General features: G+C 68.4%; 14 protein-coding genes. 4 read left to right on the top strand and 10 right to left on the bottom strand.

All coding sequences use genetic code 11. The features are described 5' to 3' along the window. Nucleotides 1-637 precede the first annotated feature (637 nt). The gene (gene glmS, locus IM689_RS03195; RefSeq protein WP_047311777.1) at nt 638-2,491 is read right to left on the bottom strand and encodes a glutamine--fructose-6-phosphate transaminase (isomerizing); all 1,854 of its coding nucleotides are present in this window, start codon (nt 2,489-2,491) and stop codon (nt 638-640) included. Between the two features lie 124 nt (nt 2,492-2,615). Between glmS and coaA the strand changes: the two genes are divergently transcribed. Next, complete coding sequence (gene coaA, locus IM689_RS03190; protein WP_319803786.1) at nt 2,616-3,578, top strand: type I pantothenate kinase; 963 nt, start codon at nt 2,616-2,618, stop codon at nt 3,576-3,578. An 81-nt stretch (nt 3,579-3,659) separates the two neighbouring features. Here the strand turns inward: coaA and IM689_RS03185 are convergent, their stop codons facing one another. The 5 genes from IM689_RS03185 to mca all read right to left on the bottom strand — a co-directional run bounded on the left by IM689_RS03185 (nt 3,660) and on the right by mca (nt 7,898). After that, entirely contained in the window at nt 3,660-4,085 is a 426-nt protein-coding gene (locus IM689_RS03185) for a hypothetical protein (protein ID WP_193642871.1), read from the bottom strand. A gap of 171 nt (nt 4,086-4,256) precedes the next feature. After that, complete coding sequence (locus IM689_RS03180) at nt 4,257-5,684, bottom strand: PhoH family protein (RefSeq protein ID WP_227484450.1); 1,428 nt, start codon at nt 5,682-5,684, stop codon at nt 4,257-4,259. A gap of 154 nt (nt 5,685-5,838) precedes the next feature. Then, entirely contained in the window at nt 5,839-6,600 is a 762-nt protein-coding gene (locus tag IM689_RS03175; RefSeq protein ID WP_193642870.1) for an isoprenyl transferase, read from the bottom strand. Nucleotides 6,601-6,720: 120 nt separating this feature from the next. Continuing rightward, on the bottom strand, nt 6,721-6,954 hold the full coding sequence (locus IM689_RS03170) for a hypothetical protein (protein WP_193642869.1): 234 nt from the start codon (nt 6,952-6,954) through the stop codon (nt 6,721-6,723). After that, nucleotides 6,954-7,898 carry a mycothiol conjugate amidase Mca gene (gene mca / locus IM689_RS03165; RefSeq protein WP_319803785.1) on the bottom strand — a complete coding sequence of 315 codons (945 nt, stop codon included), beginning with the start codon at nt 7,896-7,898 and terminating at the stop codon, nt 6,954-6,956. Before mca ends, IM689_RS03170 begins: the two co-directional genes overlap by 1 nt. Nucleotides 7,899-7,996: 98 nt before the next feature. Here mca and IM689_RS03160 point away from each other — a divergent pair, with 98 nt between their 5' ends. Together IM689_RS03160 and greA are read left to right on the top strand one after the other, a co-directional pair. Continuing rightward, nucleotides 7,997-8,386: a DUF4307 domain-containing protein gene (locus IM689_RS03160; RefSeq protein WP_193642868.1), complete on the top strand. Its 390-nt coding sequence runs from the start codon at nt 7,997-7,999 to the stop codon at nt 8,384-8,386. A gap of 180 nt (nt 8,387-8,566) precedes the next feature. After that, the gene (gene greA / locus IM689_RS03155; RefSeq protein WP_047311771.1) at nt 8,567-9,061 is read left to right on the top strand and encodes a transcription elongation factor GreA; all 495 of its coding nucleotides are present in this window, start codon (nt 8,567-8,569) and stop codon (nt 9,059-9,061) included. Nucleotides 9,062-9,139: 78 nt separating this feature from the next. Here the strand turns inward: greA and IM689_RS03150 are convergent, their stop codons facing one another. The 4 genes from IM689_RS03150 to IM689_RS03135 form a co-directional block, all read right to left on the bottom strand. Continuing rightward, nucleotides 9,140-9,958 (bottom strand): ABC transporter permease, encoded by an 819-nt coding sequence (locus IM689_RS03150; RefSeq protein ID WP_047311770.1) that lies wholly within the window; start codon nt 9,956-9,958, stop codon nt 9,140-9,142. Continuing rightward, nucleotides 9,958-10,944, bottom strand: coding sequence for an ATP-binding cassette domain-containing protein (locus IM689_RS03145; RefSeq protein WP_319803784.1), 987 nt, complete (start codon nt 10,942-10,944; stop codon nt 9,958-9,960). Before IM689_RS03145 ends, IM689_RS03150 begins: the two co-directional genes overlap by 1 nt. Before the next feature lie 109 nt (nt 10,945-11,053). Then, the gene (locus tag IM689_RS03140; protein ID WP_193642866.1) at nt 11,054-11,398 is read right to left on the bottom strand and encodes a hypothetical protein; all 345 of its coding nucleotides are present in this window, start codon (nt 11,396-11,398) and stop codon (nt 11,054-11,056) included. Beyond that, nucleotides 11,395-12,585: a cystathionine gamma-synthase gene (locus IM689_RS03135; protein WP_129666899.1), complete on the bottom strand. Its 1,191-nt coding sequence runs from the start codon at nt 12,583-12,585 to the stop codon at nt 11,395-11,397. The genes IM689_RS03140 and IM689_RS03135 overlap by 4 nt, the downstream gene beginning before the upstream one ends. 94 nt (nt 12,586-12,679) lie before the next feature. On the opposite strand from IM689_RS03135, the gene IM689_RS03130 reads away from it, so the two are divergent. Continuing rightward, entirely contained in the window at nt 12,680-13,567 is an 888-nt protein-coding gene (locus tag IM689_RS03130; RefSeq protein WP_193642865.1) for a ribokinase, read from the top strand. The last annotated feature ends 58 nt before the right edge of the window (nt 13,568-13,625 follow it).

Genomic DNA, 13,625 nt, shown 5'->3' with positions numbered 1-13,625 from the left:
ACGCAAAATGACTCCCAAATGCGCGAGACATCGCACAAGTGGGGAAGCCCGAGCCGAATACGTCCCGACTTGCGCGACCAACCGCCCAAGTAGGAACCAAGCAAACGGGGGCCAGTGCGCGTCCATAACAAGCACACGAACGGTGACCAAAAGACAGGCGACCCAAGCACCAGCGCCGTGCCCCAAGAAGACGAGTGGACACGTCTCCCGGCACCCCAGCCGACCACATCCACGCCCGAAGAAGTCCGCTGACGATAGCCCGGCCGCGCCGCCCCCGACAGTGGCTGTTCCCCACAAGCGCGAAACATCGCGCAAGTGGGTACCCCCGAGCCGAATACGTCCCCACTTGCGCGACCAATCGCCCGAGTAGGAACCAGGCCAACGAAGACGACGCGCGCACCAAGCACCCACGGCCGGCGACCAAAAGACAGGCAACCCAATCACCGGCGACGTGCCCCAAGAAGGCGAGCGGACACGTCTCCAGGCACCCAAGCCAGCACCATCCATCCCGCCAACTTCGCCGCCCCGCCCATGGGCATCGCAGGCGATCACGCCGCCCATCCCCCACACCCAAACCCCACAAAACGAAAACCGCGCCGCCCCACAGGGACGACGCGGTTTCCAGCGAAACAGAGGGTCACTCCACGGTGACGGACTTCGCGAGGTTACGCGGCTGGTCGACATCGAGGCCCTTGGCCGTGGAGAGCTCCAGCGAGAACACCTGCAGCGGCACGATGGCGAGCAGCGGTGCGAGCAGCGGAGCCGACTTCGGGATGCGGATGACCTCGTCGGCGAACGGCACGACAGCCTCGTCGCCCTCTTCGGCGATGACGAGGGTGCGAGCGCCGCGAGCGCGGATCTCCTGGATGTTGGAGACAACCTTGCCGTGCAGACCGTGCGGGGTATCAGGGCCGGGCACGACGATGAACACGGGCTGGCCGGCGTCGATCAGCGCGATCGGGCCGTGCTTGAGCTCACCGGCGGCGAAGCCTTCGGCGTGGATGTAGGCGAGCTCCTTGAGCTTGAGCGCGCCCTCCATGGCGATCGGGTAGCCGACGTTGCGGCCGAGGAAGAGCACCGAGCGCGTGTCGGCCATGAAGCGGGCGATTTCGCGCACGCGGTCGAGGTGGCCGAGAAGCTCGTCGATCTTGGCCGGCATCTCCTGCAGTTCGGCCATGACCTTCTTCGCGTCGTCGGCGTACGTGCCGCCGCGCAGCTGCGCGAGGTACAGGCCGAGCACGTAGCAGGCGGTGATCTGCGCGAGGAAGGCCTTCGTCGACGCGACGGCGATCTCCGGGCCGGCGTGCGTGTAGAGCACGGCGTCGGACTCTCGCGGAATGGTCGCACCGTGCGTGTTGCAGATGCTCAGCGTGTTCGCGCCCAGGTCACGGGCGTGCTTGACGGCCATGAGCGTGTCCATCGTCTCGCCCGACTGCGAGATCGAGACGACGAGCGTGCGCTCGGAAACGATCGGGTCGCAGTAGCGGAACTCGTGCGCGAGCGCGACCTCGACGGGGATGCGCGTCCAGTGCTCGAGGGCGTACTTGGCGACCATGCCGGCGTAGGCGGCGGTGCCGCAGGCGACGATGGTGATGCGATCGATGTTCTTGAGCTCGTCCTCGGAGATGCGGATCTCGTCGAGGGCGAGGCGACCTTCGGAGTCGGTGCGTCCGAGCAGCGTGTCGCGCACGGCGTCGGGCTGGTCGAAGATCTCCTTCTCCATGAAGGTGTCGAAGCCGCCCTTCTCGGCGGACGCGGCGTCCCAGTCGACGTGGAAGGTGTTGCCCTGAGCTGCGGAACCGTCGAAGTTCACGACCTCGACGTTCTGCGGCGTGATGACGACGACCTGGTCCTGGTCGACCTCCATGGCCTCCTTCGTGTAGCCGATGAAGGCGGCGACGTCGGAGCCGAGGAAGTTCTCGCCCTCACCGAGGCCGATGACGAGCGGCGAGTTGCGGCGCGCGGCGACGACCTGGTCGGCGTTGTCGGCGTGCACGGCCAGGAGCGTGAAGGCGCCCTCGAGGCGGTTGACGACCTCGAGCATCGCGGCCTTCAGGTCACCCTTGTACGCCTTCGCGAGCAGGTGCGCGACGACCTCGGTGTCCGTCTCGGACGTGAACTCGACGCCGTCGGCGAGCAGCTCGTTACGCAGGGGGTGGAAGTTCTCGATGATGCCGTTGTGGATGAGGGCGAGCTTGCCGTCCGCGCCACCGCGGTGGGGGTGGGCGTTCGCGTCGGTGGGGCCACCGTGCGTGGCCCAGCGCGTGTGCCCGATACCGGTCGACGACTCGGGCAGCGGGTTCGCCTCGAGTTCGGCCTGCAGGTTGGCCAGCTTGCCGGCCTTCTTCGCCGTCGAGACGTGGTCACCGGTCACGAGCGCGATGCCGGCCGAGTCGTATCCGCGGTACTCCAGGCGCGCGAGACCCTCCATGACGACGGTCTGGGCGCGCTCGTCGACGCGCGGGCCGACGTATCCAACGATTCCACACATGGGCGACAGCCTACTCGGGGCGTCGGCCCCGGCACGAATACGCGGGAACGCGCGGCGCGGCCCGCCGGGCTGCGTTGTGCCGCACCGGCTCCCCGACACGCCCCGGCTGCGGCACAATGACGGGGTGAGTCGCCCGCACCTGCCTCCTCTTCCGAGCCCGTACGTCGAACTGACCCGTGAGGACTGGGCCCGACTGCACGACTCGCGTCCCATCGACCTGACGTCCGACGACGTGCGTCGCCTCTCGGGCCTCGGCGAGCGCATCGACCTCGCGGAGGTCGAGGACGTCTACCTGCCCCTGTCGCGCCTCGTGAACTTTTACGCAGGCGCGACGAAGAGCCTGCACCGCATCACGAGCGACTTCCTCGACGAGCGCCCCGCGAAGACGCCGTTCATCATCGGTGTGGCCGGTTCGGTGGCCGTGGGCAAGTCGACGACGGCGCGCGTTCTGCGCGAACTCCTCGCCCGCTGGCCCGACACCCCGCGCGTCGAACTCCTCACGACAGACGGTTTCCTCTTCCCCAACGCCGAGCTGGAACGCCGCGGCATCATGGATCGCAAGGGCTTCCCCGAGAGCTACGACCGCCGCGCGCTCGTGCGCTTCGTCGCCGAGGTGAAGGGCGGCAAGGCCGAGGTCGAGGCTCCGGTCTACAGCCACCTCGTCTACGACATCGTGCCGGACGAGAAGGTCGTCGTCCGTCAGCCCGACATCCTCATCGTCGAGGGCCTCAACGTGCTCCAGCCACCGATCCCGACGCCCGGACAACCGTCGCGTTCGACGCTCACGGTCTCCGACTTCTTCGACTTCAGCGTCTTCGTCGACGCCCGCGAGAGCGACATCCGTCAGTGGTACGTCGACCGCTTCCTGCGTCTGCGCAGCACGGCCTTCGCCGACCCGGACTCCTACTTCCACCGCTACGCCGAGCTGAGCGACGAAGAGGCCGTCGACCGTGCCACCGCGATCTGGGAGAGCATCAACCTGCCCAACCTCGTCGCCAACGTCCAGCCGTCGAAGCACCGCGCCACCGCCATTCTGCGCAAGGGCGCCGACCATCACGTCGAGAACGTCAAACTGCGCAAGCTCTGACACAACCTGGCTCCGGAGCGCCGGCGCCAGGCAACGACGAAGGCCCCGACTCGCGCGAGTCGGGGCCTTCGTCGGGGGATGTCAGCGGCGAACGGCGGAGCGTCCGTCACCGTCGAGGTCGTGTTCGTCGACGAAGTTGCGGTCTCCCTCGGCGAACTCGTCGTCAGATTGGTCTTGCGCGTCGCGCTCGGCCTCGTCGAAGTCGTCATCGAGGTCGTCGAGCGTGTCGTAGTCGTCGCGGTCGTCGAACTCGGGGTTCGCGCGCCGGTCGAGGGCCCACAGGCCGATCCAGACCCCGGCGAAGATCGCGGCGACCAAGAGGCCACCGAGCACCGCGCCCCCGAGGCCGAAGAGAATCTGCGAGCCGACGCTCGTACCCGATCCGTCGCTGAACTCGGGCGCAGCACCGGCGCCCGAGCGAGCACCGGCGATGATGGCGAGCACGGTGGCCAGGAACGCGACCACCCAATAGACGACCGCGAATCCCTTGCGGTGGATCAAACGCACAGTGAGCCTTCCTCAACATCGAGTCGGCGGCGCGTCGTCCCCGTCACGCACCGTCCGGCCACACACCCCCAGGGCGCGCGACGCAGTTCACGGTACAGATTCCATCCCGTCGGATGCTATTTGCCACACCGCCGACTTCGAGCGGCTCACAGGACGTGCATCATCCGGCCGTCAGGAGGCGAGGACGTCCGTGACGAGCGCGGCGATCGGGCTGCGCTCCGAACGTGTCAGCGTCACGTGCGCGAACAGCGAGTGCCCCTTGAGCTTCTCGACGACGGCCGCAACCCCGTCGTGACGGCCAACGCGCAGGTTGTCGCGCTGCGCGACGTCGTGCGTCAGGACGACGCGCGAGTTCTGCCCCATGCGCGACAGGACCGTGAGCAAGACGTTCCGCTCGAGCGATTGAGCCTCGTCGACGATGACGAACGCGTCGTGCAACGAGCGCCCACGAATGTGGGTGAGCGGCAGCACCTCGAGGAGGTCGCGGGCGATGACCTCGTCGAGAACCTCCTTGCTCACGACGGCGCCGAGAGTGTCGAACACGGCCTGCGCCCACGGGCCCATCTTCTCGTTCTCGCTGCCGGGCAGGTAGCCGAGCTCCTGGCCGCCGACGGCGAACAGCGGGCGGAACACGATGATCTTGCGGTGCGCGCGACGCTCCATGACGGCCTCCAGCGCGGCGCACAGCGCGAGCGCGCTCTTACCCGTGCCGGCCTTGCCGCCGAGGCTGACGATGCCGACGTCGAGGTCGCCCAGAACGTCGATGGCGATGCGCTGCTCGGCCGAGCGGCCGTGCAGGCCGAACAGGTCTCGGTCACCGCGCACGAGCTTGAGCACACCGCCGGGCATGACGCGGCCGAGCGCGGACGATGACCCGCCGGCGCTCGTCAGCACGACACCGGTGTTGAGCGGCAGGTCCTCGATGTCCTCGAGCGCGAGGCGACCGGATTCGAAGAGGCGATCCACGTCGTCGGCACTCACGGTGCGCTCGACGATGCCCGTCCAGCCGGAGTCGGGCACGCCGTCGGCGCGGTACTCGTCGGCGTCGAGCCCCACGGCAGAGGCCTTGATGCGCATCGGCAGGTCCTTGCTCACGACCGTCACATCGTGGCCTTCGGCCGCGAAGTTCGCCGCCACCGCGAGGATGCGCGAGTCGTTGTCGCCGAGGCGGAAGCCGGCAGGCAGCGCCGACGGGTCGGTGTGGTTGAGCTCGACGCGCAGCGTGCCACCGTTGCCGACGGGCACCGGGTGGTCGAGGCGCCCGTGCGTCACGCGCATGTCGTCGAGCAACCGCAGGCACTCGCGGGCGTAGTAGCCGAGTTCGGGGTGGTGGCGCTTGGCCTCCAATTCGGTGATGACGACGACCGGCAGCACGACGTCATGTTCCTCGAAGCGCAGCACGGCCCGCGGGTCGGAGAGCAACACCGAGGTGTCGAGCACGTACGTCTTCGTCGCCGTATCGGCTCGTCCGTCGCCGTCACGCGGAGCCGTTTCGGCGTCCTTCGTCGTGATGTCGCGCTCGAGAAGGTGGCCATCGAGAAGTTGGCCATTGAGGACGCCGGTGGCGCCCCCGTTCATGCTGGAGTACGCCAGAGTCATCGTCGATCCTCGGGTCCCTCGTCGGTGCGCCCCGCCGTCGGTAGGGCTGCAAGAGGCGTTCTCGCCCCTCCCTCGCGACGCTAACGACACCGGTGTCGTTCCGGGTGTTCCTCACCCGTCGCAGGGGTGAACCTTGGATGAACCGGCCCGCCGGTCAGCCGCCGAAGCGACGCTCGCGCTCGGCGTAGGCGCGCAGCGCGCGCAGGAAGTCGACGCGGCGAAAATCGGGCCAGAAGGCCTCGCAGAAGTAGAACTCCGAATGGGCGCTCTGCCACAGGAGGAACCCGCCGAGGCGCTGCTCGCCGGACGTGCGGATGACGAGGTCAGGGTCGGGCTGGCCCTTCGTGTAGAGGTAGTCGCCGACGTTCTCGATCGTGAGGCGATCGGCGAGCGACTCGAGCGACTCCCCGCGCTCGGCGGCGTCGAGGAGCATCGCGCGGAACGCGTCGACGATCTCCTGTCGTCCGCCGTAGCCGACGGCGATGTTGACGACAAGACCTTCGGCGTCGGTCGTCTTCTCGACGGCGGCCTGAAGCCGGGCACGCGTTGCGTCGGGCAGCAGCCCGAGCGCACCGACGAGGTTGAGGCGCCGACCGGACGCAGCGAGACCGTCGACGACGTCCTCGATGATCTCGAGCAGCGGCCCCAGTTCGACCTCGCTGCGCTTGAGGTTGTCGGTCGACAGGAGCCAGAGCGTCACGACCTCGATGCCGAGTTCGTCGCACCACGTGAGCAACGGCTCGATGTTGTCCGCACCGGCGCGATGGCCGTGCTCGGTGTTCTCGCCACGCAGTTTCGCCCACCGACGGTTGCCGTCGAGCATGAGTCCGACGTGACGCGGGAGGCGCTCACCGGGGAGCCCCTTGACGAGCTGACGTTCGTAGGCGGTGTAGAGCACGTCACCGGGACCGCGCACCGGGCTCACCTCCGTTGACTCGTCATGGCTGCAATCGGGTCGAACATACCAACGTTTGACGGGTGTTCCCCGCGCGTCGGTTCCATGCGGGCGGGGAAACCCACGCGACGAACGCAGGCTTCAGTGACGCGCGCTACCGATGGGGTCGTCGTCCTCGGGCGTCACGGGGCTCTCCTCGGAACGCGCCCCCGCCGTCCGCGTGTTCTCGGGCACCTGCTCGCGCTGTTGGAACGTCATCTTCCGCAGGTGCGCATTCATGCTGCGGAAGAGGAACCAGCAGGCCAGGGCCAGGCCGAACAGGACGAGGAAGCCCCAGATCCCTGCGGTGACCTCGACGCTCTCGTTGCCGCCCATCAGCTTTCCTTCCGCTCTACGACATCGTCCACGACCATCTTCGCAGGTGGGGTTGCGGTGGCCATCGCGTCGGCCTCCTCAGGGGTGCCGAGCCCGGCGAACAGGTCGTTCTCGTCCTCGGCCACCGGCACGGCCGACAGGGCGATGTCCCAGTCCTCCATCGGCCAGGCCGTTGCCTGCTCGTCCGAGCTGAGCGCGAAGAACTGACCGTCGGGGTCGATCTGCGTGGCGTGCGCGAGCAGTGCCTTGGTGCGCACGTCGAACCACTTCGAGGCGTCGACGCGCGTCGTGATGCGGCCCTCGGGGCGGTCGGCGCGGCGCTCCAACCACGCGGGGTACGGCGACTCGCGCCCCGCCGTGACGAGCACGTCGTGGTAGGCCTCGAGCTTGGCGCGGGAGAACGTTCGGTCGTAGTAGACCTTGAGCGGCTGCCACGGCTCTCCCGCGTGCGGGTACGCCTCCGGGTCACCGGCGGCACGCACGGCCGAGATCGTGACGAGGTGGGTCATGATGTGGTCGGGGTGCGGGTAGCCGCCGTTCTCGTCGTACGTCGTGACGACGTGCGGGCGGAACTCGCGGATGACGCGCACGAGCGCCTCGGTCGTGACGTCGAGCGGCTCGAGCGCGAAGCAGCCCGGCGGAAGCGGCGGCAGCGGGTCGCCCTCGGGCAGACCGGAGTCGACGAAGCCGAGCCACGTGTGCTCGTACCCGACGACGTCGCGTGAGGCCGCCATCTCCTGGCGACGCAGGTCGACGAGGTCGCTCTTGACCCGCGGGTCGTCGGCTAGGCGCGGGTTGAGCACGTCGCCGCGCTCTCCCCCGGTGCAGGTGACGACGTGGACGCGGTTTCCCTCAGCCAGGTAGCGCGCCATCGTCGCCGAGCCCTTGCTCGCCTCGTCGTCCGGGTGAGCGTGCACCGCCATGAGGCGGAATCCGCTGGTCACGTCGTACCTCGTATCGTGTGGGTGACATCTGAGCTCGCCTGCCCCGGCCAACCTGCCGGGACGGAGCGTGCGTCGCCTATTGTTGCAAAGGAGCAGCGGTGTCCCCTGCACGCCCACGGGCCGAACAACGCAAGTGGTGGATCATCGGCATCGTCGGTGTGATCCTCATGTCCGCTCTCGCGGCCTGGTTCGGCATCAGTGCCTCGTCGAACACGGTGAGGGCCAACCAGGCCGGGTTCAAGGTCATCTCCGACGACCGCATCGAGGTGCGTTGGGACGTCATCCCGAGCGAACGCAACCGTGCCATCACGTGCACGATCATTGCGCTCAACGACAAGCGCGACGTGCTGGGTACCAAGCAGGTGGAGCTCAAGCCCAGCCCCTACCGCTCGACGCGGTACTCGGACGTGCTGCGCACCACGTCGCGCGCCGTCTCGGGAACGGTCAAGGAGTGCCACTACACGGGGGAACGCCCGCCGGCGCAGTGACGTTCGCGCCGCCGCCACGCGGATGCGCCATCTCGTGCCACGCGGCGGGCGGTGTTAAAATGGTGGTTTGATCCCGGGCCGAGACGCGCGCCGCAGTACGCGGTAGCCGCCGTCTCGGCCTTCATTTCACGCCCGCGCCGAGCGCGCGTAGAACCTGATGCACACAGCAAGGAGAACACCGTGAGCGAGACCACCACGTCGTCGAGCTTCCTCACGCAGGACGCGTTCGATCGTCTGTCGGCCGAGCTCGAGCACCTTTCGGGCCCGGGCCGCTCCGAGATCGCCAAGCGCATCGAGGCTGCCCGCGAAGAGGGCGACCTCAAGGAGAACGGCGGCTACCACGCGGCGAAGGAGGAGCAGGGCAAGATGGAGGCCCGCATCCGCCAGCTCGAGTCGCTGCTGCGCAACGCCACCGTGGGTGAGGCTCCCGCCGACGACGGCATCGTCGAGCCGGGCATGGTCGTCACGGTCGAGATGTTCGGTGACAAGGAGACGTTCCTCCTCGGCAGCCGCGAGATCGCCGGCGACGCCGCCGACATCGACGTCTACAGCGAGCAGTCGCCCATGGGCGCTGCGATCAACGGCAAGAAGAAGGGTGACGAGGTCACCTACGACGCGCCGAACGGCAAGTCGATCGCCGTCAAGATCATCGACGCGAAGCCGTACGCCGGCTGACACTGCGTCACCGCAACGAAGGAGGCGAGCACCCGTTCGGGGTGCTCGCCTCCTTCGTCGTCTTGGCGGTACTGCTGCCTACTTCGCCACGGCCCGCGCGTAGATGCGGGTAGCGAGTGGCACGAAGATCGCGAGAACCACGAGTACCCAGGCCAGCGTGTAGATCTCTGCGTGCTGCAGCGCCCACGTGTACTCGATCTTCTCGCGCATGGCCGCCGAGTCACCGCCCATGGCGCCGAGGTTGCCGAAGCGTTCGCGGGCGGCGTGCGTGATGGTGGAGACCGGGTTCCAGCCAGCGAACCACTTGAGTGCGCTCGGCATGTTCTCGGCCGGCACGAACGTGTTGGCGATGAAGGTGAGCGGGAAGATCACCATGAACGCGGCGTTGTTGACGATCTCCGGTGCCTTCACCTTGAGGCCGATGCACGCCATGATCCACGAGATCGCGTAGCTGAACAGGAGCATGAGCGCGTAGGCGATGAGCGCGTCGAGCACGCTTCCGCGGATGCGCCACCCGATGACGAGGCCCGTCAGGGACATGACGACGAGCACGATGACGTTGTTGACCACGTCGCTCAGGGTGCGCCCCACGAGCACCGACGACGGGTGCATCGGCAGCGTCCGGAAGCGGTCGATGACGCCCTTCTGCATGTCGTCGGCGAGGCCGGCACCTGTGATCGTGGCGCCGAAGACGATGGTCTGGGCGAAGATGCCGGCCATCATGAACTCGCGGTAGCCGTCGGCGTTCGGTCCGGCGAGCGAACCGAAGACGTAACCGAAGAGCAACACGAACATGATCGGCTGCATCGTCGAGAACACGAGCAGGTCGGGAACCCGCTTGATCTTGATGAGGTTGCGACGCATGACGGTGAGTGCGTCGGACACGAGGTGACCCATCAGTGCTCACCCCCTTCGCTCGCGGCGCCGGCTTCGTCCTCGGACTGCGCGACCGAGTGGCCGGTGAGCGAGAGGAAGGCGTCGTCGAGGGTGGGGCGACGCACGGCGATGTCCGCCACCTCGATGCCGGCCTCGTCGAGGTCCCGCACGAGTGCGACGAGGGCGCGAGTGCCGGATTCGACCGGGACGACGAGCTCGCGGCCGCCTTCCGGAGCGGCCACCTCGCCGGAGCCGTGACGCGCCATGAACTCGCGGGTGCGGGCGACGTCGCCCTTCTCGCGAAGGTGCACTTCGAGGCGCTCTCCCCCGACCTCGTTCTTGAGGTCGTCGGCCGTTCCGCGCGCGATGACGTGCCCGCCGTCGACGACGACGATCGAGTCCGCGAGACGGTCGGCTTCCTCGAGGTACTGGGTCGTCAGGAGCAGGCTCGTGCCGCCGGAGACGAGTTCCTCGATGACCTCCCACATCTCGCCGCGACTGCGCGGGTCGAGGCCGGTCGTCGGCTCGTCGAGGAAGATGACCGGCGGGCGGGCGACGAGTGCTCCGGCGAGGTCGAGGCGGCGGCGCATGCCGCCCGAGTACGTCTTGGCCGGGCGGTTGGCCGCGTCCTCCAGACGGAATTGGGCGAGCAATTCCTTGGCCCGCGCCTTCGACACCTTCCCACCGAGGTGGTAGAGGCGCCCGATCATGTCGAGGTTTTCGAAGCCGGTGAGGTATTCGTCGACGGCCGCGTACTGGCCGGAGACGCCGATGCGGCGACGCACTTCGTCGGCTTGCTTCACGACGTCGCCTCCGGCAACACGCGCATGGCCGCCGTCGGGGCGGATGAGCGTCGTGAGCATGCGCACGGTTGTCGTCTTACCGGCACCGTTCGGGCCGAGGACACCGAGCACGGTGCCCTCGGGAACCGTGAGGCTGACATCGGCCACCGCTACGGACTGGCCGAACTTCTTGACGAGGCCCTCGGCCTCCACCGCGTGAGGCACGGGTGTCTCCGTTCGTCGAGGCGCCCGGGATACGAGCGCCTGCCCCATGGTCTCAGGGCATCGAGCCTTCTGGCCAACCCTTTTGGGTGAACGGGCATCCAGTTCGACGTCAGACGCTGCCCGAACTCACCTGTGCGACAACACTGACGGCGAGGAACGCCGCGATGACCACACAGATCCAGCCCCAGACCCATGCGGCCTGGTCGGGCTTGGGGCCACGAAGCTCCGAGCGAGGCCCGTTCGGGCCGAGGTACGGCGCGATGTCGCCTGGCACCTCGCGTCGTTCCTGGTCGAACGGGCCGCCGTGCGTGCGCGCCCACCACTCCTCCGCGCGGGTGAGCGCAGCGTCGCGCACGGCCCACTCGCGCCGTGCGACCGCTGAACGGTGCAGCAGTCGCACGGCGAGAAAGAGGGCCATCGCCAGGAGGACGAGGCGGATGACGACGCCGGTCATCGCGTGCTGTCGAGCGCCTGACGCAGGTCGGCGACGAGGTCGTCCGCGTCTTCGATGCCGACGGACAGGCGGATGAGGGCCGGAGGCACCTCGAGCGCGGTGCCCGCAACGCTCGCGTGCGTCATCTTGCCCGGGTGCTCGATGAGCGACTCGACACCGCCGAGGCTTTCGCCGAGGGTGAAGATCTTCGTCGCGTCGCACACCTCGAGCGCACGCTCCATGCCGCCGGCGACCTCGAAGCTCACCATGCCGCCGAAACGCTTCATCTGCTTCGCGGCGACCTCGTGGCCGGGGTGCTCGGCCAGGCCCGGGTAATAGATCTTCGTGACGTCGTCGCGTGCCGAGAGGAACTCGACGACCTTCTCCGCGTTGTCGCAGTGGCGCTCCATGCGCACGGAGAGAGTCTTGAGGCCACGCAGCGTGAGCCAGGCGTCGAACGGGCCGGCGATGGCGCCGAGCGCGTTCTGGTTGAACCGGATCATGGCCGCCACCTCGGCGTACTCCTCGACCGCGACGTTGTCACCGACGACGACGGCGCCGCCGACAACGTCGGAGTGGCCACCGGCGTACTTCGTCGTCGAGTGGACGACGATGTCGGCGCCGAGGGCGAGCGGCTGCTGGAGGTAGCTCGAGGCGAAGGTGTTGTCGACGACGAGCAGCGCTCCGCGCTCGTGCGCGACGGCGGCGATGGCCGTGATGTCGGCGATGCCGAGGAGCGGGTTGGTGGGCGTCTCGACCCAGACGAGCTTCGTCTTGTCCGTCATCGCGGCGGCGACGGCCTGAGGGTCGGCGATGGGAGCGGTGGAGTAGTCGACGCCCCAGTGCTGCGTCACCTTGTCGACGAGGCGGAACGTGCCGCCGTAGGCGTCGGTGGGGATGACCATGTGGTCGCCGGGGCGCAGAACAGCGCGCAGCACGGCGTCGGAGCCGGCGAGGCCCGAGGCGAACGCGTAGCCGTGCGTACCGCCTTCGAGAGCCGCGATGCATTCCTCGAGCGCGGTGCGGGTGGGGTTGGCCGACCGGCTGTACTCGTAGCCCTCACGCAGACCTCCGACCCCGTCCTGCTTGTACGTCGAGGTCTGGTAGATCGCGGGGACGACGGCCCCGGTGCGCGGATCGGGCTCCTGCCCTGCGTGGATGGCGCGGGTGGTAAACCCCAGGGACTCAAGCTCGTTCTCGTGCGTCATGATCGCAAGCCTAGTGGCGTCCTCTGACAACCCGCGAAAGGCACTCCGCGCATAAGCTGTCAGCCCCCGATTCGCTTCCCTGAGAGGCTCGACCATGGCCCGCGTCCTCGTCATCGGATCGACGAACGTCGACCTCGCCGTGCGCGTCGAGCGTCACCCGTCACCGGGCGAAACACTCAGCGCGCGGGAGCTGCACACTTCCCCCGGCGGCAAGAGCGCGAACCAGGCCCTGGCTGCCGCCCTGAGCGGTGCCGAGGTGACCTTCGCGGCGAAGGTGGGGCGTGACGCCCACGCCGACGAGGCCCTGCGCCTGCTGCGCACATCAGGGGTGGACCTCTCCCGCGTCGAGGTTGTCGACGAGCCGACCGGAATGGCGTTCATCACGATCGACGACAGCGGTGAGAACAGCATCGTCATCGTCCCCGGAGCCAACGGTGCCTGGCGGCCGGAGGACGTGCGCACGCTCGCGTCAGCGATTGCCGACGCTGAGGCCGTTGTCTGCCAGGGCGAGATCCCCGCGGAGGTGGTCGACGCCGTGGCCGTGGCTTGCCGGGCTGCCTCGACGCGGTTCGTCCTCAACCTCGCGCCGGTCATCGACGTGGCGCGCGAGACGCTGACCGCCGGGGACCCGCTCGTCGTCAACCAGCACGAGGCGCGACTCGCTGCCGACACACTGGGCATCGCACCCGCCGACGACGACAGCGAAATGATCCGCACCGTGGTGGCCGCCGGCGTTCCGTCGCTCGTCCTGACCCGCGGGGCCGACTCGACGCTCCTTGTCTCCGCCGACCGCGTCGACGAGATCGTCTCCTGCCCTGTCGACGTCGTCGACACCACCGGGGCGGGCGACGCGTTCGTCGGGGCATTCGTCGCGAAGCTCGCAGACGGTGCCGACACGCGTGACGCTGCCCGCTACGCAGCCGCCTTCGCGGCCGACACCGTCACACGCGCCGGAGCGCAGGAGTCCTACCGACGAGGCTGAGCGCCATCGCCGGGAACGACTACGGTGGCCGCCCCGAGGAGGGACGGCCACCGTCGAA

Origin of the sequence: Dermacoccus barathri (assembly GCF_015070805.1) — a bacterium.
Classification (GTDB): domain Bacteria; phylum Actinomycetota; class Actinomycetes; order Actinomycetales; family Dermatophilaceae; genus Dermacoccus; species Dermacoccus abyssi.
This window is presented reverse-complemented; position numbering and strand designations above follow the sequence as displayed.